The sequence below is a fragment of the Mycobacterium sp. genome, assembly GCF_035314905.1.
Taxonomy (GTDB): domain Bacteria; phylum Actinomycetota; class Actinomycetes; order Mycobacteriales; family Mycobacteriaceae; genus Mycobacterium.
The window spans coordinates 14,896-38,674 of the sequence record NZ_DATFYW010000188.1; the positions used below are offsets into that span (position 1 = coordinate 14,896).

Annotated in this window: 27 protein-coding genes, 3 tRNA genes and 1 pseudogene; 15 read left to right on the top strand and 16 right to left on the bottom strand. The window is 66.4% G+C overall.

Annotation, left to right across the window (positions count from 1 at the left end):
- Positions 1 to 160 precede the first annotated feature (160 nt).
- Positions 161 to 1,171 (bottom strand): VWA domain-containing protein, encoded by a 1,011-nt coding sequence (locus VKG81_RS16445; protein ID WP_324397628.1) that lies wholly within the window; start codon positions 1,169 to 1,171, stop codon positions 161 to 163.
- 91 nt (positions 1,172 to 1,262) lie between these two features.
- Positions 1,263 to 1,718, bottom strand: a pseudogene (locus VKG81_RS16450) (SRPBCC family protein).
- 64 nt (positions 1,719 to 1,782) lie between these two features.
- On the opposite strand from VKG81_RS16450, the gene VKG81_RS16455 reads away from it, so the two are divergent.
- Positions 1,783 to 3,174: a glycoside hydrolase family 27 protein gene (locus VKG81_RS16455; protein ID WP_324397629.1), complete on the top strand. Its 1,392-nt coding sequence runs from the start codon at positions 1,783 to 1,785 to the stop codon at positions 3,172 to 3,174.
- Between the two features lie 2 nt (positions 3,175 to 3,176).
- Here VKG81_RS16455 and VKG81_RS16460 read toward each other — a convergent pair whose 3' ends face one another.
- The 3 genes from VKG81_RS16460 to VKG81_RS16470 are packed head-to-tail and all read right to left on the bottom strand — an operon-like array spanning position 3,177 to position 5,878.
- Positions 3,177 to 3,845, bottom strand: a complete 669-nt coding sequence (locus VKG81_RS16460; protein WP_324397630.1) for a YoaK family protein — start codon at positions 3,843 to 3,845, stop codon at positions 3,177 to 3,179.
- A gap of 24 nt (positions 3,846 to 3,869) precedes the next feature.
- On the bottom strand, positions 3,870 to 4,181 hold the full coding sequence (locus VKG81_RS16465) for a hypothetical protein (RefSeq protein WP_324397631.1): 312 nt from the start codon (positions 4,179 to 4,181) through the stop codon (positions 3,870 to 3,872).
- Between the two features lie 17 nt (positions 4,182 to 4,198).
- A complete protein-coding gene (locus VKG81_RS16470) occupies positions 4,199 to 5,878 on the bottom strand; it encodes a sodium:solute symporter family protein (protein ID WP_324397632.1) in 1,680 nt (559 codons plus the stop codon).
- A 128-nt stretch (positions 5,879 to 6,006) separates the two neighbouring features.
- On the opposite strand from VKG81_RS16470, the gene galT reads away from it, so the two are divergent.
- On the top strand, positions 6,007 to 7,110 hold the full coding sequence (gene galT / locus VKG81_RS16475) for a galactose-1-phosphate uridylyltransferase (RefSeq protein ID WP_324397633.1): 1,104 nt from the start codon (positions 6,007 to 6,009) through the stop codon (positions 7,108 to 7,110).
- Positions 7,107 to 8,195: a galactokinase gene (locus VKG81_RS16480; RefSeq protein ID WP_324397634.1), complete on the top strand. Its 1,089-nt coding sequence runs from the start codon at positions 7,107 to 7,109 to the stop codon at positions 8,193 to 8,195. The genes galT and VKG81_RS16480 overlap by 4 nt, the downstream gene beginning before the upstream one ends.
- Before the next feature lie 97 nt (positions 8,196 to 8,292).
- Here the strand turns inward: VKG81_RS16480 and VKG81_RS16485 are convergent, their stop codons facing one another.
- The gene (locus VKG81_RS16485) at positions 8,293 to 8,928 is read right to left on the bottom strand and encodes an MAP_0585 family protein (protein ID WP_414685301.1); all 636 of its coding nucleotides are present in this window, start codon (positions 8,926 to 8,928) and stop codon (positions 8,293 to 8,295) included.
- 954 nt (positions 8,929 to 9,882) lie between these two features.
- Between VKG81_RS16485 and VKG81_RS16490 the strand changes: the two genes are divergently transcribed.
- Positions 9,883 to 10,167, top strand: coding sequence for a hypothetical protein (locus VKG81_RS16490; protein WP_324397636.1), 285 nt, complete (start codon positions 9,883 to 9,885; stop codon positions 10,165 to 10,167).
- A 386-nt stretch (positions 10,168 to 10,553) separates the two neighbouring features.
- On the opposite strand, the gene VKG81_RS16500 is transcribed toward VKG81_RS16490, so the two are convergent.
- From VKG81_RS16500 to VKG81_RS16520, 5 genes are all read right to left on the bottom strand, one after another.
- Entirely contained in the window at positions 10,554 to 10,787 is a 234-nt protein-coding gene (locus VKG81_RS16500) for a DUF1918 domain-containing protein (RefSeq protein WP_324397637.1), read from the bottom strand.
- 148 nt (positions 10,788 to 10,935) lie between these two features.
- Entirely contained in the window at positions 10,936 to 11,817 is an 882-nt protein-coding gene (locus tag VKG81_RS16505) for a hypothetical protein (protein WP_324397638.1), read from the bottom strand.
- A 148-nt stretch (positions 11,818 to 11,965) separates the two neighbouring features.
- A complete protein-coding gene (locus VKG81_RS16510) occupies positions 11,966 to 12,559 on the bottom strand; it encodes a TetR/AcrR family transcriptional regulator (RefSeq protein WP_324397639.1) in 594 nt (197 codons plus the stop codon).
- Between the two features lie 7 nt (positions 12,560 to 12,566).
- Positions 12,567 to 13,256 carry a crotonase/enoyl-CoA hydratase family protein gene (locus VKG81_RS16515; protein ID WP_324397640.1) on the bottom strand — a complete coding sequence of 230 codons (690 nt, stop codon included), beginning with the start codon at positions 13,254 to 13,256 and terminating at the stop codon, positions 12,567 to 12,569.
- A gap of 69 nt (positions 13,257 to 13,325) precedes the next feature.
- Complete coding sequence (locus VKG81_RS16520) at positions 13,326 to 14,045, bottom strand: MBL fold metallo-hydrolase (protein WP_324397641.1); 720 nt, start codon at positions 14,043 to 14,045, stop codon at positions 13,326 to 13,328.
- Between the two features lie 89 nt (positions 14,046 to 14,134).
- Here VKG81_RS16520 and VKG81_RS16525 point away from each other — a divergent pair.
- The 11 genes from VKG81_RS16525 to rplA all read left to right on the top strand — a co-directional run bounded on the left by VKG81_RS16525 (position 14,135) and on the right by rplA (position 18,700).
- Positions 14,135 to 14,207, top strand: a tRNA-Thr gene (locus VKG81_RS16525).
- A 37-nt stretch (positions 14,208 to 14,244) separates the two neighbouring features.
- Positions 14,245 to 14,318: transfer RNA gene (locus VKG81_RS16530), tRNA-Met, on the top strand.
- Between the two features lie 38 nt (positions 14,319 to 14,356).
- Entirely contained in the window at positions 14,357 to 14,524 is a 168-nt protein-coding gene (gene rpmG, locus VKG81_RS16535) for a 50S ribosomal protein L33 (RefSeq protein WP_048890310.1), read from the top strand.
- A 72-nt stretch (positions 14,525 to 14,596) separates the two neighbouring features.
- The gene (gene hadA / locus VKG81_RS16540; RefSeq protein ID WP_414685303.1) at positions 14,597 to 15,049 is read left to right on the top strand and encodes a (3R)-hydroxyacyl-ACP dehydratase subunit HadA; all 453 of its coding nucleotides are present in this window, start codon (positions 14,597 to 14,599) and stop codon (positions 15,047 to 15,049) included.
- Positions 15,036 to 15,464 carry a (3R)-hydroxyacyl-ACP dehydratase subunit HadB gene (gene hadB / locus VKG81_RS16545; protein ID WP_324397643.1) on the top strand — a complete coding sequence of 143 codons (429 nt, stop codon included), beginning with the start codon at positions 15,036 to 15,038 and terminating at the stop codon, positions 15,462 to 15,464. Before hadA ends, hadB begins: the two co-directional genes overlap by 14 nt.
- Before the next feature lie 2 nt (positions 15,465 to 15,466).
- Entirely contained in the window at positions 15,467 to 15,976 is a 510-nt protein-coding gene (hadC, locus tag VKG81_RS16550) for a (3R)-hydroxyacyl-ACP dehydratase subunit HadC (RefSeq protein ID WP_324397644.1), read from the top strand.
- A 159-nt stretch (positions 15,977 to 16,135) separates the two neighbouring features.
- A tRNA-Trp gene (locus VKG81_RS16555) sits at positions 16,136 to 16,208 on the top strand.
- A gap of 72 nt (positions 16,209 to 16,280) precedes the next feature.
- Positions 16,281 to 16,709, top strand: coding sequence for a preprotein translocase subunit SecE (secE, locus tag VKG81_RS16560; RefSeq protein WP_324397645.1), 429 nt, complete (start codon positions 16,281 to 16,283; stop codon positions 16,707 to 16,709).
- Between the two features lie 28 nt (positions 16,710 to 16,737).
- On the top strand, positions 16,738 to 17,436 hold the full coding sequence (gene nusG, locus VKG81_RS16565; protein WP_324397646.1) for a transcription termination/antitermination protein NusG: 699 nt from the start codon (positions 16,738 to 16,740) through the stop codon (positions 17,434 to 17,436).
- A 53-nt stretch (positions 17,437 to 17,489) separates the two neighbouring features.
- A complete protein-coding gene (gene rplK, locus VKG81_RS16570; protein WP_324397647.1) occupies positions 17,490 to 17,924 on the top strand; it encodes a 50S ribosomal protein L11 in 435 nt (144 codons plus the stop codon).
- A gap of 68 nt (positions 17,925 to 17,992) precedes the next feature.
- On the top strand, positions 17,993 to 18,700 hold the full coding sequence (gene rplA, locus VKG81_RS16575) for a 50S ribosomal protein L1 (protein WP_324397648.1): 708 nt from the start codon (positions 17,993 to 17,995) through the stop codon (positions 18,698 to 18,700).
- Between the two features lie 48 nt (positions 18,701 to 18,748).
- Here rplA and VKG81_RS16580 read toward each other — a convergent pair whose 3' ends face one another.
- The 5 genes from VKG81_RS16580 to VKG81_RS16600 form a co-directional block, all read right to left on the bottom strand.
- Positions 18,749 to 19,993, bottom strand: a complete 1,245-nt coding sequence (locus VKG81_RS16580; protein ID WP_324397649.1) for an RNA polymerase sigma factor — start codon at positions 19,991 to 19,993, stop codon at positions 18,749 to 18,751.
- A gap of 9 nt (positions 19,994 to 20,002) precedes the next feature.
- Complete coding sequence (locus VKG81_RS16585; protein WP_324397650.1) at positions 20,003 to 20,713, bottom strand: YciI family protein; 711 nt, start codon at positions 20,711 to 20,713, stop codon at positions 20,003 to 20,005.
- Between the two features lie 105 nt (positions 20,714 to 20,818).
- Positions 20,819 to 21,709 carry a cyclopropane mycolic acid synthase family methyltransferase gene (locus tag VKG81_RS16590; RefSeq protein ID WP_324397651.1) on the bottom strand — a complete coding sequence of 297 codons (891 nt, stop codon included), beginning with the start codon at positions 21,707 to 21,709 and terminating at the stop codon, positions 20,819 to 20,821.
- 144 nt (positions 21,710 to 21,853) lie between these two features.
- Positions 21,854 to 22,741, bottom strand: a complete 888-nt coding sequence (locus VKG81_RS16595; protein WP_324397652.1) for a cyclopropane mycolic acid synthase family methyltransferase — start codon at positions 22,739 to 22,741, stop codon at positions 21,854 to 21,856.
- Between the two features lie 141 nt (positions 22,742 to 22,882).
- Positions 22,883 to 23,734, bottom strand: coding sequence for an alpha/beta hydrolase (locus VKG81_RS16600; protein WP_324397664.1), 852 nt, complete (start codon positions 23,732 to 23,734; stop codon positions 22,883 to 22,885).
- Positions 23,735 to 23,779: the final 45 nt, after the last annotated feature.

Here is a 23,779-nt window from a genome sequence, read left to right on the forward strand (position 1 = left end):
ACTTTGTCTATTCCGCTGCGGGCGGGCGGGAAATGATCTGAACGAAATCCATACGCCCGGGCGGAAATCCTTTACGCAGAGTCAGTGAGCCAGCTGGACGGCTTTGACGCGAACCTGGCTGTGCTCGCCGAGCTCACGGTCTCCGCCTTGCGACTGCGGGTCAACTCGGCAGCCGGCGGTGGATCAGCACCGCTGCGAAAGCCGCTGCGGCCAGCAGGACCGCGCCCAGCCGCAGCCATCCCATGCTCGCGTCTCCGCGCACGATCTGGTAGCCGATCTGCTGCTGCAGGGTGGCGTAGACGCTGTCGAGTTCGGCGAGGCTGGCCGCGTGAAATGCGTGTCCACCGGATATCTCGGTGATCTTCTGCAAGGTCTCGTCGTCGACCGGCACGGCCATCCGTTCGCCGTTGAGGTCGATGTAGCCGTCCGGCGTACCGAACGAGATCGTCGAAATCGGCACGCCCTGGTCCTTGGCGGCCCGCGCCGCGGTGAACGCGCCGCGCGGCGCGTCGGGGTCCGTCGGCACCGTTTCCTTGCCGTCGGACTCCAACACCATGTGCGCAGGCGGCGGACCCTCGCCGCCGCCCATCACGGCGTCGACCGCGGCGATCGCCTGCAACGCCGTGAAGATGCCCTCTCCCGTCGCGGTGCGCGTTTCGGCCTGCAGGGAGTCGATCGCCCGCGTCACCACCGCCCGGTTGGCAGTCGGCGCGGTAAGTAACGTCGCGGTGCCGCCGAACGCGACGAGCCCGAGATTGATGCCCGGGGTCAGCTCGTCGGCGAAGCGCTTACCTGCCGCCTTCGCCGCATCCAGGCGGGTGGGCGCCACATCGGTGGACACCATCGATTCCGACACGTCGATCACCAGCATCACGGTCGCCCGGTTCTGCGGCACACGGATGTCGTGGGTCGGTCCCGCCATCGCTGTCGTCAGCACCGCCAGCGAGGCGATCAGCAGCGCCACCGGCACATGCCGCCAGCGGCCCGGGCCGCGCTTCGGCGCCACCGATTCGAGCAGTTCCATGTTCGCGAACCGCAGCACCCGCTTCCGGCGGGACCGCTGGATGACGAAGTACGCCGCGAGCAGCCCTGCGACGATGAGCAGGTAGAGAAAAAACCAGGCGTTGGCGAACCCGGACATCGGCAACGCACCGAACACGGGCAGGCTCATGTCGGCACGCCCAACAGGGTCACAGGCACAAGCCAACAGTAGCTCGCACGCTCGCGCGGACAGTCAAACGATCCTACAAGTGTCACCGAGGCTACGCCGCCTCGGCCACGGCCTTGATCCGTTCGAGCGTCCTGGTCATGTCGCGAATGTTCCGGCGCCGGCGCAGCTAGCCGCCGAACACCCAATAGACGCGCAGGAACGGGGATTCGGTGAGGCGGAACGACTCGGTCACGTCGGTGCCGCCGCCTTCCGGGGCGAACCGGTAGTGCCAGTGGTTCGCCACGCGGCTTCCGACCATCACCTCGAAGCCGAACTCGCGGCCCGGCTCGCAGTCGGTCACGCGGCACGTCGTCCAGTACACCGGGCCGATCTCGTTGCGCCTGACGTGTCCGCGGAACCGTGCACCGACGGCCGGGCCGGTCGCGCCGTCAAGCCATTCCGCCGCGAAGGTCTCCGGCGAGAACTTCCCGACGTTGCGGACATCGGATACCAGTTCCCAAACCTTCATCGGTGGTGCCGCCATGTGCACCGTCACCTCGCCGTCCATACAGGAATCGTAGGCGAGCCTGCCGGTAGGGTCGGGGCGATCTTCGCTCGGAAGGAAGCCGTCGGTGCGAACCCCGCTGTTGTCGACCGTCGTCGCGCTGAGCCTGCTCGCGGCCACCCAGGCCGGCTGCGCCGCGCCGCGAGGACCTGCCCCGTCATCGCTGCCGACGACACCGCCGATGGGATGGAACTCCTGGAACTCGGGTATCGACCTCACCGAGGAGAACGTCAAAGCCACGGTCGACGCGATGGTGTCCTCCGGGATGCGCGACGCCGGCTACCGCTACGTCAACCTCGACGCGGGCTGGGCCGCCCCGCGGCGTGGGTCGCGCGGCGAGCTGCAGGCCGACCCCGCCCGATTCCCCGGCGGCATTCCCGCGGTGGCCCGTTACGCCCACGACCGCGGCATGATGCTCGGCGTGTACGCGAGCCCCTACGACGAGGGCTGCAGCGCCCAGCCCGCGCTCGCCAGTATCGGCCACGAAACCCTCGACGCGCAGACGTTCGCAGCGTGGGGGGTGGACTACCTGAAGTACGACTGGTGCCGCGCGGAGGCCAACCACGACGAGCAGAAGCAGGTCTTCTCGCGAATGCGCGACGCGTTGCGGGCCACCGGCCGGCCGATCGTCTACAGCATCAACCCGAACAGCTCCGACGACTACACCGCAGGGTCGCGCTACGACTGGTCGGGCATCGCCGACCTGACCCGCGCCACCACCGACCTGGTTCCGGTGTGGCGCGACACGTTGCCTCCGCTCGGCCCCCTCGACCCCTTCGCGTCGGGCGCCTATCGCGGCGTGCCCGATGAGTTCTCCGTCGCCGAAAAGGTGGTCACCGGAAGCAAGCCGGGCTACTGGGCAGACCCCGACATGATGGTCGTCGGCGTCGGGTGGGACGAATTCGTCGCCCGCCACTTCCCGAGCATCCGCGACGGCCTCACGGTCGGGGACGTGCCGGGCGACCAAGTGGCCCAGCTCCGCGCGATGGCGGCCCTGAGCGACGATCAACTGGCTCACATTCTGCTCCAGCAGCCCAACCTCACCGACACCGAGCAGCGCGCACACCTTTCGCTGTGGGCCATGCTGTCCGCGCCGCTGATCGCCGGTAACGACGTGCGGTCGATGACGCCGCAGACCCGCGACATCCTCACCAACCGCGAGGTGATCGCCGTCGATCAGGATCCCCGTGTCGCGCCAGCGCACCCATTGCCCACCGATGGGCGGGTGGCGACGAAGCAGCTTTCCGACGGCGGGGTCGCGGTCGCGTTCTTCAATGCGGGCGAGAACCCCGTGACGATCAACACCAGCGCAGCCGAGGCAGGACTCGGTCCCGCGCCCTGCTACGCCGTCCGCGATCTGTGGGCGCACACCGACACCAAAACAACCGGCGCCGTGACCAGCGGGGTCGTACCCCCGCACGCGGTGACACTGCTGCGGGCCTCGCCCGTGTGCAGGTAGGTCTACGGCTCGAGGCCCTCGCGTTCGTCGATCACAAACAGGACAACTGTCAACGCGATGAAAACCGCAGGAATCCAGATCGCGTGCACACCCCAGTCGAAGCTGGCGAGCGCCCCCACCGCGGCGCCCAATGCGAACGTGATGGTGAGGATTCCGTATATCCGGAAGGCTTTACGTGAACCGGCCTGGCCGTCAATGAATCCCGTATATCCGGCTTCGACGAAGCGCATCAGATTGCCGGTTGTCGCGATGGGCATGTACGGCAGATCGCCGATGTTGCGGAACAGGCCCATCTGGTTGGCCGCGAGATATGAGATCGGGATCGTCACAAAACTGGGCGGGACGGAGGCAGGGACGAACCCGACCGCCGCCAGCGCCGCCGCCTGGCTCGCCATGATCCACCGCAGGGGGTGGCGGAGCAGCTTCGGCGAACTGACGGACTTGATGTGCGAAGACGTCAGCACGCCCGCAAAAAACGCCAATATCGGCCAGAGATGGCCGAGCGCGTCGGCCCAATGCCGGCGGGAAACCTCGATGGCGCCGAAGATCACGTTCGCGGTCTGTACGTTGGCGAACACCCCGCCGCGCGTGATGTAGGTATAGGCGTCGAGGAACGCGTTCGCAGCAGTCAGCAGCACGGCGAACCGCAGGGTGTAGGAGGTCTTGACCATGGAGGCCTTCTGGACCGCGGCTCGCTAGCCCGCCGATCCCTCCTCCTCTCTGACCGCCCGTTCGACCTCCTCGACCGGCACAGGACGCAAGAACGCCCATGTGAAGAACACGGCGGCGACGCCGACCAAAATCAGTCCGACCCACCAGTTCGCGTCGGTGCCGATGTAGAGGGCGACCCGATCGCCGGTCGCGGCCTTGTCGTCGTGATCGCGCAGCACCGCCGGGACGAATCCGGCGATGGTCAGCACCACACCGTAAATCGCGAGCAGCGCGCCGACGATGGTGCGGATGTCGAAGAGGCGAACGAGCGCCTTGTCGGTATGTGGTGTGGTCATGGCGGCACCTCGGTAACTCAGTGGAAGACGACGTTGAGGATGACGACGAGTACGAGCATGACCCCGGCCAGCGGAACCGGTTTCAGGTACCACGGCTTCCCGGCGTCCTCGGGGTCGGACAAGATCGGCACGTTCGTCTCCCCGTAGACGAGGCCGGCCAATTCCCCGTGCGGTTTCGGTGCCGTCACCATGCTCACCGCCACGCTGAGGACGATGTCGACGATGAACGCCGCCGCCGCCGCGACGAACGGCATCCCCTGCCCGGGCAGATCGATGACCCCGACCTTGGACAGCATGAAAACCACGACCGCAGAGAGTGTTCCGGCGACCAGACCCACCCAGCCGGCGGTCGCGGTCATCCTCTTCCAGAACATGCCGAGGATGAACGTCGCGAACAGCGGCGCGTTGAAGAAGCCGAACAGCGTCTGCAGGTAGTCCATCAGGTTGGAGTAGCCCGACGCGATCAGTGCCGTGAAGACCGCCAGCACGGTCGCGGCCACCGTCGCGTATCGGCCCACCTGGATGTAGTAGTTGTCGGAGCGGTCCTTGACCGCGTACTGCTGCCAGATGTCGTAGCTGAACACGGTATTGAACGCCGAGATGTTGGCGGCCATACCAGCCATGAACGATGCGATCAGGCCGGCCACCGCAACACCGAGCAGCCCGTTGGGCAATATGTCGCGGATCATCAACAACATCGCGTCGTTGTAGGTGACACTGCCCCGGCCGGTGGCTTTCAGGTGAATCATGTCACCGATCACCGCCGCGGCGATCATCCCGGGCACCACCACGACGAACGGGATCAGCATCTTCGGAAACGACCCGATGATCGGAGCGCGGCGCGCCGCCGACATCGAATTCGACGCCATCGCGCGCTGTACCTCGACGAAGTTGGTCGTCCAATACCCAAAAGACAACACGAATCCGAGCCCGAACACGATCCCGATCACCGACCAGACCGGGCTGGAGAATCCGCTCAGCGCCTGACCGGGCCAGGTCGTGAGCTGCTCGTGCACCGACGCGGTCACCGAGCCGTCGGCCCTGTGGGTGTCGACCACCTCGTCCCGCAGACCGCTGAAGCCACCGACCTTGATGAGCCCGAAAACCGTGAGCGGGACGAGCGCGGCGAGGATCACGAAGAACTGCAGCACCTCGTTGTAGATCGCCGCCGACAGCCCGCCGAGCGCGGTGTAGGTCAGCACGATCGCCGCCGCGACGATCAGCGACACCCATTTGCTCCAGCCGAGCAGCGCATTGATCACCGTCGCCAGCAGGAACAGGTTGACACCGGCGATCAGCACCTGCGCGGCGGCAAAGCTGATGGCGTTCACCAGATGTGCGCCCGTGCCGAAACGCCTTCGCATGAACTCGGGTACGCTGCGCACCTTGGATCCGTAGTAGAACGGCATCATCACCACGCCGAGGAACAGCATCGCCGGGACGGCGCCGATCCAGTAGTAATGCATTGTGGACAGGCCGATCTGGGCGCCGTTGGCCGACATGCCCATGATCTCGACCGCGCCGAGGTTCGCGGACACGAACGCGATGCCGGTGACCCACGCCGGAAGCCGCCGTCCCGACAGGAAGAAGTCAAGGCTCGATGCGATTTGGCTGCGCGCCAGGTAGCCGATGCCGAGAACGAACACGAAATAGACCGCGATCAACACGTAGTCGAGTGCGCCGACGTGGAGTTGCATGACGTTGTCGGCCCGCAGGGTGGTAGTCGTGGTCGATCAACTCCTCGGTAGAGGGCGTCCGTCGCAGGTGCCACCGGAGAACGTAACAGTTTGCCGCGGCCGCTCACCTTAGATGTTTACTTGTGTTCGTGAGAGACACCGCGACAGCGCCGACCCGGTGGCCGCTGGCCGACGGCCGCGACCTGTTGTTCTTCGCGTTGCCCGGCCATTCCCCGGAACCTGTTCCCGACCGGCGGCAACTGCCCCCGCGCGAAACTCATCAATCGCGGCTGCGGTTCGACCGCCAGGCCGGCCAGTGGGTGGTCATCGCAGCGCTGCGCCAAGACCGCACCTACAAGCCGGCCGCCGATCAATGCCCGCTGTGTCCCGGGCCGTCCGGCGTGACGAGTGAGGTGCCCGCCCCCGACTACGACGTCGCCGTCTTCGAGAACCGCTTCCCGAGCCTTTCCGGGGCCGGAAGGTCGCCGGCTCACCTTCCGACCCACGAGGACACCGACTTCGTTTCCGCGCCCGGCCACGGCCGCTGCGAAGTCATCTGCTTCTCCAGCAACCACACAGCATCGTTCGCCGCCCTCGAGCCCGGCCACGCCCGCCTCGTCGTCGACGCATGGCGGCACCGGACCGCCGACCTGATGGGCCGGCCCGGGATCGAGCAGGTGTTCTGTTTCGAGAACCGGGGCGAGGAGATCGGCGTGACGCTCACCCACCCGCACGGCCAGATCTACGGGTATCCGTTCCTGACGCCGCGGGCGGACGAGATGCTGCGCCAGGCGCGGAGACACGCGGCGCGCAACGGCAGCAACCTGTTTGCGGACCTGCTCGCGCACGAAGTTGCCGACGGCAGCCGTGTCGTCGCGCGCACCGGCCTGTTCACCGCGTTCGTGCCCTTCGCCGCGCGCTGGCCCGTCGAAGTTCACATCTATCCGAACAGGTTCGTGCACAACCTTATCGAGCTCGACGACGCGGAGCGAAGCGGATTCGCCGAGATCTATGTCGACGTGCTCAGGCGGTTCGACCGCATGTACAACGCGCCGCTGCCGTACATGTCCGCGCTGCACCAGTACGCCGACAACGAGGAGCAACGGGAGGGATACTTTCACGTCGAGCTGATGTCGACAAGGCGCAGCGCCACCAAATTGAAGTACCTGGCCGCGTCCGAGTCGGCGATGGACGCGTTCATCAGCGACGTCATCCCGGAGGACGTCGCGCACCGCCTGCGGGAGCTTCGATGACCATCAGGTATTCGGCGCCGGGCCGGATCAATCTGATCGGGGAGCACACCGACTACAACCTCGGCTTCGCGCTTCCGATCGCGCTGCCGGAACGCACCCTGGTGACATTCGACCCCGACGACGGCGACGCGATCACGGTGGGCAGCGAAGGTGCAGACGGCACGGTCGCGATCCCACTCGATGCCGCGCCGGGCGAAGTCGTCGGCTGGGCTGCGTATGTCGCCGGCGTCATGTGGGCGCTGCGCCGTGCGGGCCACCCGGTTGTGGGGGGCACGATGTCGGTAGCGAGCGACGTCGAGATGGGTTCGGGCCTGGCATCGTCGGCGGCGCTGGAATGCGCGGTCCTCGGCGCGATCACGTCTGCAGCCGGCGTCCCGGTCGACCGGGTGGAACAGGCACGCATCGCCCAGCGGGCCGAGAACGAATACGTCGGCGCCCCAACGGGGCTGATGGACCAGCTGGCTGCGCTCTTCGGGGAGCCGTCCAAGGCGCTGCTGATCGACTTCCGTGAGGTGACCGTCCAGCCGGTGACCTTCGATCCCGAAGCGTCGGATGCCGCGTTGCTGCTCATCGACTCTCGGGCGCGGCATCGCCACGCGGGCGGCGAATACGCGGCACGGCGCGAGTCGTGTGAACGGGCGGCCGCCGATCTGGGCGTCGTTTCGCTTCGTGAGCTGCAAGACCGCGGACCGGCCGTGCTCGAAGGCGTGAGCGATCGGGTAGATGCCCGACGCGCGCGCCACATCCTGACCGAGAATCAGCGGGTGCTGGATTTCGTTGCCGCGCTGGGCGATCGCAATCTGGACGAGGCGGGCCGCATCCTGACGGCGTCGCATGTCTCGATGCGGGATGACTTCCACATCACCACCGACCACCTCGATCTGATCGCCGACACCGCGGTGCGGGCCGGCGCGCTGGGAGCCCGGATGACCGGCGGCGGCTTCGGTGGCTGCGTGATCGCGTTGGTTCCCGCCGACGGCGCCGAGGCCATCGGCGACTCGGTGCGGCGTGCGGTGAGCGACTCCGGTTACGAAGAGCCCCGAATCATCCGCACTCATGCCGCCGCCGGTGCCATGGTTGACTGATCCGAGCGATTCGCCGACAGACGGCTTCCGGCGCCGCGAACAGCCCGGCTGAGGACCGTCCGCGACGCCGGAAGTGATCTCCGTCAAGCGGGCCGATTTACAGCGGCATCCAGAGTCCGAAGAACCAGAATCCCCAGCCCAGGTTCGGATCGAACACCGGGACGGCCTGGTAGTCGTCCCAATCGAACGGCTGGTGATCGAACCGCGCCTGATCTATGTCACGCGGCGGTCCGTCCCAGTGGCGGTTCCAGCCACCGGGAGGCGGCGGGCCGTCCCAGCCTCCGGGAGGCGGCGGGCCGTCCCAGTCGCGCGGCGGGCCGCCGGGCGGCGGACCGTCATTCCATCCCCGGTCACCCTCGCGCGGTACCGGAGGCGCACCGTTGCCCGGTGTGCTGAATCCACGAGGTGCATTCGTGGGGCCGCCCTGCTGCGCGTTACCTTGACCGAACCTACCGCTCGGTGCGTTGTTCGGTCCGGCCTGGTTGTTCGGGCCGGCGTTGCCCGGGTTGTTCGGGCCGGCGTTCGGCGGAGTGCCGGGGTTGTTCGGCCCGCCCTGAGGCGGGTTGCCCGGGGCGTTCGGGCCCCCTTGCTCAGCGCTGCCGGGCTGGCAGTTCGGCTGACTGCACGGCGACGGCGACGGCGGCGGGGCAGCATTCGCGAGCCCTGCGCCGAGCGCGAGTCCTGACATGCCAACGCCGACGGCGATCGCCGCGGCGCCAGCCCTCTGTTTCATATACATACCTGTTTGTTCCCTCCCGGGTGTTCACTTACGTGATCGCCCCCCGACGGCCGCGACCGTAGGAAGCCCTGTCGCGGCCACATCCCCTACCTTGCCCCGCCGCCGCGCATCCCAAACCACCGCCCGGTGACGCCGTTGCGGCCCGTCCCGCATCACGACTGGTGGACATCGGCTTTTTCGGAGTGGAGCGGCCGGCGGTCTCGGGCACGTGTTGCTCGTCACACAGCGGTACCCAGCTGATGCCGAGCACGCTACTGCCAGCCACCAGCCCCCAAAAGCTCAGTCGATTCACAGTTCGACGCGCTCAGAAAGTTACTGTCACGGGCTTAGCATTACCGCCCAGAGTGGGGTTGCGACCCAACGATTCCCAACACTGCGGGCCGCTTAAGCGCCGAAGCGGTCACCCGCCGCAACCCCGCTCACCAAACTTTTACGCCGCCGAAAAATTTTGACCGGCAATGACACTGGCTTTTTCAGCCCGGACTCAGCCACCGCCGCAACGCAATCGCTTAGCTAAGCATAAGTCTGGTCGCTGTCTGTTTGGGGAGAAAAGCAGCAAACCGCACGGCGGCTGAATCGGTTCTGGTCTTTTCGACAACGATCCAACAAACCAGCGCCGGCCATGAATGATTGACCCATGGTTGTCGCCGGCTGCGCTTCGTCCGGTTGAGCGATGCAATCGTTCGGGTCTCTCGGTCGATGGCAGGCGCTTGGCGTCAGGGCCGGTGCGACCGCACGAGGTCGGCATCATGCATCGCGTCCGGATCGCGCTGCTGATATTGACGGCCGCGTCGATCGCATATCTGGCGCTGCGGCGATGACCCCGTCTGTCAAAAACGGTTTGCCGCCGGCGGTGAGGTGCTACCGCGGGTCCAATCGGCGCCAGGTCCGCAATGCGCTGGATTCTGATCTGCGGCATGGACCTGGACGACGGAATCACGGGACACCATGCGCGCGGCGGCGGGCGACTGGCTGGTGCGGGATTCCTCGGGACATCGGTGGTCGGTGCGGGGCGACATCTTCCGGGACAGCTACGAACACGTCGACGATGGGCATTGGCGCAGAAAGGGATTCGTGTTCGCAAGGCCGGCCAGGGACGGCGAGACGATCGACACGCTGGAGGGCCCGGTGACGGCGCCGGAAGGCGCCTGGATCGTCAAGGGTGATCGGGGCGAGCAGTGGCCGGTGCCCCCCGCTCAGTTCGCACAACGCTATCAAGGTTCCGTCGACTGATCTGCGCAGTCGGCCCGTCACCCCGGACAGGTGACGGGCCGACGCCGGGGCAGGTCTCGAGGTCTCGACACATAGCGATACGAACTGGCGCCCGGCCCGGTTCGATTGCCTGCATTTGGTTTTGCCGCTCGGCCTAGTGCCCACGGTTGCCACGGCGCCGGCGGTGGCGGCGGGCCGCCCCACCAGTCGTGGCTGTGGTCGTCGGCGTCCCTGTCGCGGTAGTGGTCATCGTGGCAGTCGCCGGCGTCCCAGTTGAAGCCCCACCCCGGATCCAAGTCCCCCGGGCACCAGTGGTACTGAGGTGCAAAAATCGGCTCGGCCCGGGCGGTGCCGGCGGCCAGCGCTTGACATCTGCGTCAATAGCGCGACGCTGCAAGGCCTGTGATTCAGGTGGACGCCGACCGTTGCCGGGCCCTTGCGTCGGCAGCTTCTTGTTCCGCGCTCGTTACGACGATGGCGTCAGGACCCGGATACACCGTCGTGACGTGGTCGCCGGCCCAACGCACCACGTAGGGTGGTGAGCCGTCTCTCGAGCGCACCTCGACGATCATCCCGCGCTGCTCGTGCCGCTCGACGGTCGTCCCCTTCACAACCAGCCAGTCGCCAACGTTCGCCTTCATCGCCCGCTCCCTTCTGCGCATCCCGCTTAGATTGTGCGCGCTGGTCGGCCGTCTTCGGCAGGGGCCAAAGTCAGAATTGTGCGCCGCCTCCTCCTGGGGTAGGCGTGTCGAACTGGGGTAGGCGCGTTGAACGAGGGCGGCGCAGCTCCTAGACGGGCTGCTCGCGGTGGCGTCCTTCGTCCGATTCCGCCGGGATCAGCTCTGTTTCCGGTTCGTGATCCTCGTCCTGTGCCGGGGGCTGCAGGCGGGGCAGTCGAACATCGGTGGGCGCCTCCAGCTGCTTGACGCGCAATCGGTCCCTGACTTCCTCAGTGGCGCGGTTGATCCGATCGATTTCACTGCGATAGACCTCCGCGCGCGTCTCCTCGCCGGCATAGTGGAAATACGTCAGCAAGGTCCGCAGCAATTCCAGCTTCTGCTTCTCCCGCTTGGCCAGGTCGTGCGTTGTCATCAGCTCGACGCGCTGCACCGGTTGCAGGTCGTCCCAGTCCAGCACGACGTTGGTCTTGTAGGACCGGCGGCGGTCTCTGAACTTTCGCCACCCAGTCTTGTGGTCGGGACGGTCGTGGTAGCTCACCGTGCCCACGAAACGCCACTCGATCGACCCGCCCAGCTCATAGCGATCGAGCGATGAATCCCACACCGTTCGCCATTCCTGGCCAGGCGCCAGGACGGGGAGTTCACCGGGGAGCCGCAACTCGGCGATGTCGACCATGCCGTCGTGCGCGTTTTCGTACTGCGCGACGGTCGGCGGGTTCAGGAACGAGAACTCGACGTCGTATGCCGCGGTCTGGCCGAAGTTCCTGACCACCAGCTCGACGACGTGCCAATCGGCGGCATGGGGCTCCATGAACATCGCGACATGCGGCCGCATCTGCTCGATCTTGAGTTCCCGGTTCCGCTTCAGCTGTCGGCTGACATAGACCAGCGCGATAATGCCGAGGATTACCGCAGCCCAGAGGGCCACCGCCAACCAGGTGCCGGACCCGGCGTGAGTCACGTCGTGCCAACGGTCCTTGATCCACCCCACGGCGTTCCACCTTTCCTCATTCGCCGGGCCGAAGCCACCCCACCAATCACGACGCAACCCTCAGCGACGATCAACCGCACCAGTCGTTGCAGCTTGTTGGCCATGACATGAGTACCACAGCAACCATTGGGAGGACAAACCCCCGCTTTCAGCTCGTGGCAAATCCCCGCAGCAGCGTCGTCACCCCGAGCGTCCATCGCCGGTTCACCGACACGCGCGAGTTCCCGAGCCATCGGCCGCCCTCCTGGACGGCCAGGCCTTGCACCAAGGCCAGCAACACGTGCGCGATGTCGGTGGGGTCGCCGACCAGTAGTCCCGCGTCGACGCATCGCCGGATGCGCCCGATGAAGACCTCGCGCACCGACGCGCCGGCCGCCACCTCGTCAGGGCCGGGATCGAAGTCCGCGAACGGCCGGGTGAACATCACCTGCGCAAGGGCAGGCCGCCGCAGGCAGAACCTGCGGAACACCGGCGCAAGCCCTTCCACATCCGCGAGCGGATCGTCCGTCGCAGGCACCGTGGCCAGATCGCGGCCCAGCAGCCGAAAGCCCTCGAAGAACACGTGGCGGACCAATCCGGCCTTGTCCTCGAACAGCTCGTACAGGGCCGGCACCGACGTGCCCGCCAGCTCGGCCACCCGGCGCGTGGTGAAGCCCGCGATCCCGTGCTCGTTCAGCGCGGTGAGGGCGACGTCGAGCACCTTGTCGCGAAGCTGGGGCGTGCGTTGCTTAGCCCGCGGCACCCGATACCTACTGGGCCGGCCGGAATTCCGAGTCGATCGCGGTGCGGACGGCGTCGAGGACCTCAGCGCGGGCGAGCAGCTTGCTGGCCGAGTGCGCCCTGGCGTCCAGCGCGGTGAAGTTCCGCGCGAGCTCCTCGGCGCGCACACGCACCCGGTCCGACCGCACCAGCTCGTCGAGATAGCCTGCGGCGACGGCTGCTTCGCCGACGAACGGGACGGCCAGCCCGACCGCTCGCTGATACGCCGCGGGGGTGAGTCGATGGCGCAGGATCGCCAGCGCGGCGCGCGGCATCGTCAACCCGATCGCCACCTCGTTCGCCATCACCCGGTGGTCGGGGGAGCCGACCAGGTGGTCGCCGCTGAGCAGCAGAAACGAGCCCATCGCGATCGCGTGGCCGGTGCACGCCATCACCACCGGCTTGGGGAACGCCAATATCCGTGCGGCGAGTTCGAAGCCGCCCGCGAGCATGCCGATCGCGGCCTCACCCCCCGCCGTCAGCACGCCGAGGTCGAAACCGCCGCTGAACACCCGGTTGTTGCCGGCGATGACCACCGCACCAATCCCCTCCAGTTCGGCATGGTCGAGGGCTTCGTTGATCTCGCGCTGCATATCGGGCGACAGCGCGTTGACCTTGCCATCGTCCATCTGGATCGTCGCGACCGACGCGTCGACCGTGTAGTGAACTCGATCACCCATGTGAAAGGACGTTACGTAACGTTGTTCCGAAAAACAAGGGCCGCACCGACGGGGGTGGCGCTGCTGAAGTCAGGCGCCGCCCATCAGCATCCGCCACTGCTGCAGGCTGGTCGGCCGGAACACGTAGTTGGTGCGGCGGACCTCCGAGAGCGCGGCGCTGGGCTCGGCGGAATACCAGTGCCCGGGGTAGACCGTCGGGTCGCCAGGCAGGTCGGCCAGCTGGTGCAGGCTGCGGTACATGTCGTCGACGTCGCCGCCGGGGAAGTCGGTCCTGCCGCAGCCCTCCAGGAACAAGGTGTCCCCGGCGACGAGGCGCCCGTCGAGCAGGAAGCACTGGCTGCCCGGGGTGTGGCCGGGCGTGTGCAGCAGCTCGATTTCGATGTCGCCGATGCCGACCTTGTCACCGTGATCGTGTGTGGTCAGGTCCCTCTCCGGAATCCCCGTCACCCGGGACACCCATGGCGCTTCGTGGGTGTTGACGTGGACGGGCACGCTGACGCGCTCCAGCAGCTCGGCGAGGCCCTTCAGCTCGAAGCCCATCATCGAGCCGCCGACATGGTCGGGGTGGTGGTGTGTGACGAGCACACCCGACAGGCGCATCCCGTCGGCTTCGACGGCGTCGACGAGGTCGCCGGCGGCGTATGCGGGGTCGACGACCATGGCATCGCCCGTCTCGCGGTCGCCGATCAGGTAGGCGAAGTTGAGCATCTGCCGCGCCAGGACGTCGTTGGCCGCGAAGTCTCGCCCGGACAGCAGCTGGCGAAAGTAGAGACGGTCGTCCATTGCCATGACTCAAGGGTAGGGGCAGGACGCCAACCGGCTGTTTGGCGGGCTACTGCGCCAGCCTGTAACCTCTATTGGGCCCTTGCGCGGGTCAGGCCCCCTTAGCTCAGTCGGCAGAGCGTTTCCATGGTAAGGAAAAGGTCAACGGTTCGATTCCGTTAGGGGGCTCGGTGGACGCCGGGCTGACTGGCGCGAGTCATCACGAGGCGATGTAGCTCAGTCGGTTAGAGCGAACGACTCATAATCGTTAGGTCGCCGGTTCGAGTCCGGCCATCGCTACAAGACAACAACGAGAAGCGTGAAAGAAGGCAGCCCCCGTGGCCTCCAGTACCGACATCCGGCCCAAGATCACCCTGGCCTGTGAGGTGTGCAAGCACCGCAACTACATCACGAAGAAGAACCGTCGCAACGACCCCGACCGCCTCGAGCTGAAGAAGTTCTGCCCGAACTGCGGCAAGCACCAGCCGCACCGGGAGACACGCTAGCGCCGGTTCGCGGTTGCTGAGCTTGACTAGGTAGGTTCTAGACCCGTGTCCATATCCGAACGAATCGTTGGGATGCACTACCGGTACCCCGATCACTACGTGGTCGGCCGGGAGAAGATTCGCGAGTACGCGGTGGCCGTCAAGAACGCCGATCCCGCGTTCTTCGACGAAAAGGCCGCCGCCGAGCTGGGCTACGGCGCGCTGCTGGCACCGCTGACGTTCATATCCGTGTTCGGCTATCAGGCTCAGAGTGCGTTCTTCGAGAACGCCGACATCGACATTCAGGACGCCAAAATCGTCCAGGTTGACCAGGAGCTCAAGATCCTCCAGCCGATCAAAGCCGGCGACCGACTGTACTGCGACGTATACGTTCACTCGATTCGGCAGTCGTTCGGCGCTGACATCATCGTCACCAAGAACATCGTCACCAACCAGGACGGTGAAGTAGTACAGGAGACCTACACCACCCTTGCGGGGCGTAGCGGCGAAGACGGAGAAGAGGGCTTTAGCGATGGCACTGCGTGAGTTCAGTTCGGTGAAGGTCGGTGACCAGCTGCCAGAGAAGGTCATTCCGCTGAGCCGCCAGGATCTGGTGAACTATGCCGGCGTCTCGGGCGACCTGAACCCGATTCATTGGGACGACGACATCGCCAAACAGGTGGGGCTGGACACCGCCATCGCCCACGGCATGCTCACCATGGGCCTGGGCGGCGGCTACGTCACGTCCTGGGTCGGCGACCCAGGAGCCGTCAAGGAGTTCAACGTTCGGTTCACCGCCGTGGTGCCGGTGCCCAACGACGGTAGGGGCGCGGAGATCGTGTTCAGCGGCCGCGTCAAGTCGGTGGAGCCGGAGACCAAGCTGGTGACGATCGCACTGTCGGCCACCACGGGCGGCAAGAAGATCTTCGGCCGCGCGGTCGCGACTGCGAAGCTAGCCTAGCCATGGCTCTCAAGACAGACATCCGGGGGATGGTGCACCCCTACCCCGACTATTTCCTCGTCGGCCGCGAACAGATCCGCCAGTATGCGAGGGCGATCAAGGTCGAGGACCCGGCCAGCTACGACGAAGATGCGGCCGCCGACCTGGGTCACGACGCCATCGTCGCACCGCTGACCTTCCTGTCCACCGTCGCCTTGCTGGTCCAGCAGGACTTCTTCCGGAAAGTCGACGTCGGTATGGAAACCATGCAGATCGTGCAGGTCGACCAGAAGTTCGTGTACCACAGACCGATTCGTGCCGGCGACAAGCTGTGGTGCCGCGTTGAGGTCTTCTCGGTGGACGAGCGGTTCGGCGCCGACATCGTCGTCACCAAGAACATCTGCGTCGATGATGACGGCGAGATCGTGATGGAGGCCTACACCACGCTGATGGGCCATGAGGGTGACAACTCGATCCAGATCAAATGGGACCCGGCCAGCGGCCAGGTGATGAGGAAAGCCGTCGGCGAGTAGTCGGGATTAGTAACTCAGACCTGGGCCGATGTACACTCGGACCTCGGGGTTTTCCCACTACAGCGCGCTGTCCATCGGATATTCCCGGTTTGTCGGGACCGAATGGGGAGCGCGCGAACTGTGTAGGCCCCGACACGGCGGTTGGCCTGCCAACCTCGAAGGGGCGTAGCTCAACTGGCAGAGCAGCGGTCTCCAAAACCGCAGGTTGCAGGTTCAAGTCCTGTCGCCCCTGCGTCAACTGAATACAAACAAATCGTGGACACTGGATAGTGGACACACGACAACACCAACGGAAAGGCATGCGGTGAGCGACGAGCGCGAAGGTGCCGGCGCCGCAGGCGACGGCGACGAGACCACGACCGGACGCGGGCAGACCGCGGTGGCGACCCGGCCGCTGCGTCCCACGGGGAAGCGGTCACGGCAGGGCACCGCCACCGCCGAGGAGATCGAAGAGACGACCGGGACCGAACTCGGCGTCGCCAAGAACGGCACCCCGACCAAGGTCAAGACGGCAAAGAAGCGCCCCGGCAAGGGTGGGCGCACCAACCCGTTCGTCTTCGTGTGGGGCTACCTGCGGCAGGTCGTCGCCGAGATGCGCAAGGTGATCTGGCCGAACCGCAAGCAGATGGTCAGCTACACGACCGTGGTGCTGTTCTTCCTGGCTTTCATGGTCGCGCTGATCGGCGTGGTGGACCTGGGCCTGGCGAAGCTGGTGCTGTTGGTGTTCGGCTGACGAGTTACACCTAGGGAAGGAATGAGAAGTGAGTACCCCTGACGGCGATATGCCCGTGGGTGAGGCCGTCGACGTGATCGACGATGCCGACCATGAGGCCGCCGAGGTCGACCCGGCGACCGCGCTCAAGGAGGAGCTGCGCAGCAAGCCCGGCGACTGGTACGTCATCCACTCCTACGCGGGCTACGAGAACAAGGTGAAGGCCAATCTCGAGACGCGCGTGCAGAACCTCGACGTGGGCGACTACATCTTCCAAGTGGAGGTGCCCACCGAAGAGGTCACCGAGATCAAGAACGGCCAGCGCAAACAGGTCAACCGCAAGGTGCTGCCGGGCTACATCCTGGTCCGGATGGACCTCACCGACGACTCGTGGGCCGCGGTGCGCAACACGCCCGGTGTCACCGGGTTCGTCGGCGCCACCTCGCGGCCGTCGGCGCTGTCGCTCGACGATGTCGTGAAGTTCCTGCTGCCGCAGGGCACGGGCAAGAAGGCCGCCAAGGCGGCGACCGGTGCCGCCGCGAGCGAGGCAGCCGGGATGGAACGCACCCCTGTCGAGGTTGATTTCGAGGTCGGCGAGTCGGTGACCGTCATGGACGGCCCGTTCGCGACGCTGCCGGCGACGATCAACGAGGTCAACGCCGAGCAACAGAAGCTCAAGGTGCTGGTGTCCATCTTCGGCCGCGAGACACCTGTCGAACTGACCTTCAACCAGGTCTCCAAAATTTGATGCACTTCGCGCAAGCGGCTCATCGCTGATCCAGAGAGGAACACCAACACCCCATGGCCCCGAAGAAGAAGAAGAAGGTCGCCGGGCTGATCAAGCTGCAGATCCAGGCAGGCCAAGCCAACCCGGCGCCGCCAGTGGGCCCTGCGCTCGGCCAGCACGGCGTCAACATCATGGAGTTCTGCAAGGCCTACAACGCCGCGACGGAGAACCAGCGCGGCAACGTGGTGCCCGTGGAGATCACGGTCTACGAGGACCGCAGCTTCACGTTCCAGCTGAAGACTCCCCCCGCCGCCAAGCTGCTGCTCAAGGCCGCGCGCGTCGACAAGGGCTCGGCCGAGCCGCACCGCAACAAGGTCGCGAAGGTCACGTGGGACCAGGTCCGCGAAATCGCCGAAACCAAGAAGGAAGACCTCAACGCCAACGACATCGACGCCGCCGCCAAGATCATCGCCGGCACCGCCCGGTCGATGGGCATCGCGGTCGAGTAGTCGCCGACGTGTGGGAGGGCCAGCTTCGGCCCGCACGACCACAACCCAACGATCGATTGGATGAACCAATGAGCAAGAAGAGCAAGGCATATCGGGCCGCCGCCGAGAAGGTGGACCGCACCCGGCTGTACACGCCGCTGGAGGCCACGCGGCTGGCCAAGGAGACGTCGTCGAAGAACCAGGACGCGACCGTCGAGGTGGCGATCCGGCTCGGCGTCGACCCCCGCAAGGCCGACCAGATGGTACGCGGCACCGTCAACCTGCCCAACGGCACCGGCAAGACCGCCCGCGTTGCGGTGTTCGCCGTCGGTGACAAGGCCGAACAGGCCCTGGCCGCCGGCGCCGACATCGTGGGCAGTGACGACCTGATCGAGCGTATCCAGGGCGGCTTCCTGGACTTCGACGCGGCGATCGCCACGCCCGACCAGATGGCCAAGGTCGGCCGGATCGCCCGCATCCTCGGTCCGCGCGGCCTCATGCCGAACCCAAAGACCGGCACGGTCACCGCCGACGTCGCGAAGGCCGTTGCCGACATCAAGGGCGGCAAGATCAATTTCCGGGTCGACAAGCAGGCCAACCTGCATCTCGTGATCGGCAAGGCGTCCTTCGACGAGAACAAGCTGGTCGAGAACTACGGCGCCGCGCTGGAGGAGATCCTGCGGGCCAAGCCGTCGTCGTCGAAGGGCCGGTACCTGAAGAAGGTCACCGTGTCGACCACCACGGGTCCGGGCATTCCGGTCGACCCGCAGGTCACCCGGAACTTCGCCGAGGCGTAAGCCCCGAGCGGGCCCTGGCAGGTCACGCGGGTAGGTCAGGCCGGTAGGTCAGGGGCCGCACTCGGCGAGGCGGCGGCGCAGGAACGCCTTCGCAGGCTCCGAACCGCTGAGCGCCAGCGCCTGCCGGTACCACGGCAGCGCCTCGGCGGGGCGGCGGTCCCGGCGCAGCAGGTCCGCCCTGATCGACGGCACCAGGCTGGACCGAGCGAGCCGCGGATCGTCGGCGACCGCGTCCAAGGCGGCAAGCCCTGCCGCACACCCGTCGCGAAAGCCAACCGCCACGGCCCGATTCGCCCGGACCACGGGCGAATCAACGATCGCGAGCAAACGGTCGTAGGCCGCGCAGATCGCGGCCCAGTCGGTCTGCTCCCAGGTCGGGGCCGTTGCGTGCAACGCCGCGATCACCGCCTGTGGCAGATACGCCCCCTGCAGGGTCTGCTCTTCGCGCGAGCGGTCCATCGCCGCGGCGCGCTGCAGTTGCCGCACCCCGCGAGTGATGGCCACCGGGTCCCAACGGCTGCGGTCCTGCTCGTCGAGTGGCACCAGCGCGCCGTCGGCATCCACGCGGGTGTGACGGCGCGCGTCGTGCAGAGTCACCAGCGCGCTGAGCGCGTGTGCCTCGCGCTCGTCGGGCATCAGCGCGGTCAATTCGCCTGCCAGCCTGACCCCTTCGGAGCACAGCTCGTCGCGGATCGCCGACGGCCCGGCGGTCGACCAGTAGCCCTCGGTGAAAACCGAGTAGATGCAGCCGAGCACATGCGGCGTGCGCTCGGGCAGCTGCTCGGCCGGCGGCACCCGCAGCGGGATGCGGGCGTCGCGAATCTTGTTCTTGGCACGTGTGACCCGCTGCCCGATCGCAGACTCGGTCTGCAGCAGCGCACGCGCGATCTCGGCGACCGTCAGACCCGAGACGAGCCGCAGCGTCAGCGCCAGCTGCGACGGCCGGTCCAGCGCCGGGTGGGCGCAGGTGAACATCATCCGCAGCTCGTCGTCACGCACCGGATGTGGGTCCGCGATCTCGGTCCGCGCCCTGATCTCGTCGACCACTGCAGCCAATTCCTTTCCTGGCCGGGCAGATTCGCGGCGCAGCCGGTCGCGGGCGCGGTTGCGCGCGACCGTCACCACCCACGCGCCCGGGTTCTGGGGCAGCCCGTCGCGGGGCCACGCCCGCACCGCCTCGGTGAAGGCTTCCTGGACGGCGTCTTCGGCGACGGTCAGGTCGCCCGACCAACGGGCCAGGGCGGCGACGGCCGGACCCCATTCACGCCTGAAGACGCCGTCCAGGTCTGCCATCGACGACGGTTACAGTCCCGCCACGCCCAGGAGCCGCCGGACCTCGACGGTCGTCGCCGGGATCATGGACGCGATCTTGACCGCCTCGTCGCGGTCGGCGGCGGCGAGCACATAGAACCCGTTGGCAACCTCGGCGCCTTCGACGAAAGGCCCGTCGGTGAGCAGCGTCCCGCCGTCGCGCACCCGCATGGTCGTCGCTGTGGACGGCGGGTGCAAGGCCGCGCCGCCGAGGATGTGATCGCCTGCGGCCGCGGCGAACTCACCGTGACGGGCGATGCCCGCCTCCCACTCCAGGCTGCCCGGCGCCACCGTGTCAGCGGGCGGTTCGAAGAGCAGCGCGATCCAGTCGTTTCCGGTCAGTTTCCGGGCGGATGCGAACTCGTGGACCATCGGCCAGATCTCGACAGCCCCCTTGGCGGCATGCGGGATCTGGCGGGCCAATGCCAGCGCGGCGTCAAGGTCGTCAGCCTCGAACACGTAGTAGCCGCCGGCCACCTCCGCGCTTTCCGGGAACGGGCCGTCGGTGACCACGGGGGCCTGTGGGCCGCCGGTGATCCGGACGCCGTCGGAGGCGGAGGTCAGCGCGTCGCCGGCACGGATCGATGACGCCTCCTTGGCGTGGAAGGCGTTGTACGCCGCCATCTCGGCTTCCAGGGCCGCCGGGTCCGTGCGCTCCTCGGGCGCGCCGGACGGCGACAGCAGCAGTGCGAAGTAGTGCATCGTCAGACCTCTCAGTAGCGAGCAGAACCCTGCGTTCCACTCTCTACCTGTCCGACGAACGACGCTGCCCCAATCCGACAGCGCCGTCCGCTCGCGCGGGAAGGGTCAGGCGGCTGCGCCAGGCTTGAGGTAAGTCACCAGGTTGACGTCGATGCTCTCGTCGATGAAGTAGTACTGGCACCCGCGCAGGTAGCGCAGGTAGCGGTGATAGTTCTTCTCGTCGGTGACCTCGATCGCCTTCTCCTTGTTGGCCTCGAGCGCGTCAGCCCAGATCCCCAACGTCTTGATGTAGTGCGTTCGCAATGACAGGCACTCCGGTACGACGAAGCCGGCCGTCTCGCCGTGCTCGACCATCATCTGCGCGGTCGGAATCCGGCCGCCGGGGAAGATCTCGGTGATCATGAACTTGATGAACCGTGCCAGCTCGAACGTCAGCTTCTTGCCGCGTGCGGCCAAGTCGAACGGATGGTAGCCGGTGCTGCTCTGGATCGTCATCCGGCCGTCGTCGGGAAGGATGTCGAAGCAGTTCTTGAAGAAGTCGTCATAGCGCTCGAAGCCGAAGTGCTCGAACGCCTCGATGGAGACGATCCGGTCGACCGGCTCGTGGAACTGCTCCCAGCCCTCCAGGCGCACCTGATGCGAGCGGTGGCTGCCGAGCGTGTCCAGCAGCCTCGTGCAGTACGCCTGCTGGTTCTTGGAGAGCGTCAGGCCAATGACGTTGACGTCGTACTTCTCGATCGCGCGCTTCATCGCCAGACCCCAGCCACAACCGATGTCGAGCAGGGTCATCCCGGGCTTGAGATCGAGCTTGTCGAGGTTGAGGTCGACATCGGCGATCTGCGCTTGTTCCAGGGTGACGTCCGGCCCGGTGAAGTACGCGCAGCTGTATTTGCGGGTCGGGTCCTGGAACAGGCCGAAGAAGTCGTCGGAGAGGTCGTAATGGGCCTGAATGTCCTCAAAGTGCGGCCGCATCTCGGTCGATTTGGTGTCAGACATCGTGACCCCTCCAGTGGTGTCGCACAACGGCCGGCGGACAGATGGCCGCCGACGGCTACCTGGTTTCCACGGCACCCTACATGGCGTCATCCCCGGCCACGCCGGATTGTCCCCCCGCCGGGTTCGTGTTTCCGGTGAGACTTGTCAACTAACTAAGTTGGCTTGCTTATCCAGCGTGAATTGGTTCACGTCAATGTAGCCGACACGGAATCCCTTGGCGCAACCGGTGAGGTAGTGCAGGTAACGGTCGTAGACCTCTTGAGACTGCACCGCGATGGCCTGTTCCTTGTGCGACCGGAGCGCCTCGGCCCAAGTGTCCAGCGTCCTGACGTAGTGCGGCTGCAGCGACTGCCTGCGGGTGAGCGCGAACCCGGCCTTCTGCGAGTGGTCCTCGACTTTCTCGATCGACGGAAGCCGGCCGCCGGGGAAGATCTCGGTGAGCATGAACTTCACGAAGCGGGCCACCTCGAACGTCAACGGAATGCCCCGGTCGATCATCTGCTGGAAGGTCAGACCGGTGATCGTGTGCAGCAGCACCACCCCGTCCTCCGGCGTGATCTCGTACGCCGTCTTGAAGAAGTCGTCGTAGCGTTCATGCCCGAAGTGCTCGAACGCGCCGATGGACACAATCCGATCCACGGGCTCGTGAAATTGTTCCCAGCCCTGCAGCAGCACCCGCCTCGTGCGCTTGCTGTCCGACTCGGCGAAGATCTTCTCGACGTGCGCCTGCTGGTTTCTGCTCAGCGTGAGTCCGATGACGTTGACGTCATACTTGTCGATGGCCCGCATCATGGTGGCGCCCCAGCCGCAGCCGACGTCGAGCAGCGTCATGCCGGGCTGCAGGCCCAGCTTGCCGAGCGAGAGGTCGATCTTGGCGATCTGGGCCTCTTCCAGGGTCATGTCGTCACGCTCGAAGTACGCGCAGCTGTAGGTCTGGGTGGGGTCCAGGAACAGCCGGAAGAAGTCGTCGGACAGGTCGTAATGGGCCTGGACATCTTCGAAATGCGGCTTCAGACGCGCGGCTTTAGCCATGGTTGGATGCCTTTCGGGCTTTGCATCGGGCCTTCCTCAGCCATTTCAGCGTCCCCGATGACGCAGCCGCAACCCCGACGCATTGGGTAGAAATGCTATCCGATTCCGCCCCGGCTACCGAATCGGGCGATTTGCCGCAGGTCACGTCGCGGCGTCGCCGAAGGTTGTCTTCAGCTCGCCGATGATCTCGTCCCACAGCTGCTCGGGCAGCTCGTGGCCCATGCCGTCGTAGAGCACCAGCCGCGCGCCGGGAATCGCGTTGGCCACCGCCCGCCCGCCCGCCGGCCTCATCAGCTTGTCTGCCTTGCCGTGGATCACCACGGTCGGCGCGTTGATCTGCCGGTTGTAACGCAGCAAGCTGCCGGTCCCGAGGATCGCGTCGAAGTGCCGCGCGACACCGACCGGGTAGAAGCTGCGGTCATAGCCCTCGATCGCCTCGGCGCGGATCCGCTCCTCGGGTGCCGGGTAGCCGGGGCTGCCGATGATTCTGTTGACCCGCACGGCGTTCTCGATGATCACGTCGCGCGGAGAATCCGGCGCCGGGCCCCTGATGACGGCGAAGAGCTGGCGCGGCCCCGGCGGGGGCAGCAGGGGCTGGTTGTTGCTGGAGAAGATCACGCCCAGCGTCTGCGTGCGGTGGCTGTGCCGGGCCGCGAAGACCTGGGCGATCATGCCGCCCATCGACGCACCGACAATGTGCGACCGGTCGATCCGCAGGTGATCCAGCAGCGCGGCGGCGTCGTCGGCCATGTCTTCCAGCGTGTATACCGAGTCGCTGCGCAGCCCGAGAAACGAGCGCGCCATCCTGACCGGCTGCGACCCGCCCGCCCTGTGGCCGTGGAGCTTGCCGGACAGCCCGACGTCGCGGTTGTCGTACCGGATGACCCGCAGCCCCTGGTCGACGAGCTTTTCGCAGAAGCCGTCGCGCCACAACAGCAGCTGCGCGCCCAGCCCCATGATCATCAGCACGGCCGGGTCGTCGGGGCTGCCCATGTCTTCGTAGTAGATATCGAGATCCCCCGATTTGGCATTGCCGGT

What these genes read in the sequence shown, in the direction of transcription:
- VKG81_RS16445 (WP_324397628.1), bottom strand. Translation starts at nt 1,171, where the DNA reads ATGAGCCTGCCCGTGTTCGGTGCGTTGCCGATGTCCGGGTTCGCCAAC.
- VKG81_RS16460 (WP_324397630.1), bottom strand. Translation starts at nt 3,845, where the DNA reads ATGGTCAAGACCTCCTACACCCTGCGGTTCGCCGTGCTGCTGACTGCT.
- VKG81_RS16465 (WP_324397631.1), bottom strand. Translation starts at nt 4,181, where the DNA reads ATGACCACACCACATACCGACAAGGCGCTCGTTCGCCTCTTCGACATC.
- VKG81_RS16470 (WP_324397632.1), bottom strand. Translation starts at nt 5,878, where the DNA reads ATGCAACTCCACGTCGGCGCACTCGACTACGTGTTGATCGCGGTCTAT.
- VKG81_RS16480 (WP_324397634.1), top strand. Translation starts at nt 7,107, where the DNA reads ATGACCATCAGGTATTCGGCGCCGGGCCGGATCAATCTGATCGGGGAG.
- VKG81_RS16485 (WP_414685301.1), bottom strand. Translation starts at nt 8,928, where the DNA reads ATGAAACAGAGGGCTGGCGCCGCGGCGATCGCCGTCGGCGTTGGCATG.
- VKG81_RS16490 (WP_324397636.1), top strand. Translation starts at nt 9,883, where the DNA reads ATGCGCGCGGCGGCGGGCGACTGGCTGGTGCGGGATTCCTCGGGACAT.
- VKG81_RS16500 (WP_324397637.1), bottom strand. Translation starts at nt 10,787, where the DNA reads ATGAAGGCGAACGTTGGCGACTGGCTGGTTGTGAAGGGGACGACCGTC.
- VKG81_RS16515 (WP_324397640.1), bottom strand. Translation starts at nt 13,256, where the DNA reads ATGGGTGATCGAGTTCACTACACGGTCGACGCGTCGGTCGCGACGATC.
- VKG81_RS16520 (WP_324397641.1), bottom strand. Translation starts at nt 14,045, where the DNA reads ATGGCAATGGACGACCGTCTCTACTTTCGCCAGCTGCTGTCCGGGCGA.
- hadA (WP_414685303.1), top strand. Translation starts at nt 14,597, where the DNA reads ATGCACTACCGGTACCCCGATCACTACGTGGTCGGCCGGGAGAAGATT.
- hadB (WP_324397643.1), top strand. Translation starts at nt 15,036, where the DNA reads ATGGCACTGCGTGAGTTCAGTTCGGTGAAGGTCGGTGACCAGCTGCCA.
- hadC (WP_324397644.1), top strand. Translation starts at nt 15,467, where the DNA reads ATGGCTCTCAAGACAGACATCCGGGGGATGGTGCACCCCTACCCCGAC.
- rplK (WP_324397647.1), top strand. Translation starts at nt 17,490, where the DNA reads ATGGCCCCGAAGAAGAAGAAGAAGGTCGCCGGGCTGATCAAGCTGCAG.
- rplA (WP_324397648.1), top strand. Translation starts at nt 17,993, where the DNA reads ATGAGCAAGAAGAGCAAGGCATATCGGGCCGCCGCCGAGAAGGTGGAC.
- VKG81_RS16580 (WP_324397649.1), bottom strand. Translation starts at nt 19,993, where the DNA reads ATGGCAGACCTGGACGGCGTCTTCAGGCGTGAATGGGGTCCGGCCGTC.
- VKG81_RS16585 (WP_324397650.1), bottom strand. Translation starts at nt 20,713, where the DNA reads ATGCACTACTTCGCACTGCTGCTGTCGCCGTCCGGCGCGCCCGAGGAG.
- VKG81_RS16590 (WP_324397651.1), bottom strand. Translation starts at nt 21,709, where the DNA reads ATGTCTGACACCAAATCGACCGAGATGCGGCCGCACTTTGAGGACATT.
- VKG81_RS16595 (WP_324397652.1), bottom strand. Translation starts at nt 22,741, where the DNA reads ATGGCTAAAGCCGCGCGTCTGAAGCCGCATTTCGAAGATGTCCAGGCC.
- VKG81_RS16600 (WP_324397664.1), bottom strand. Translation starts at nt 23,734, where the DNA reads ATGGGCAGCCCCGACGACCCGGCCGTGCTGATGATCATGGGGCTGGGC.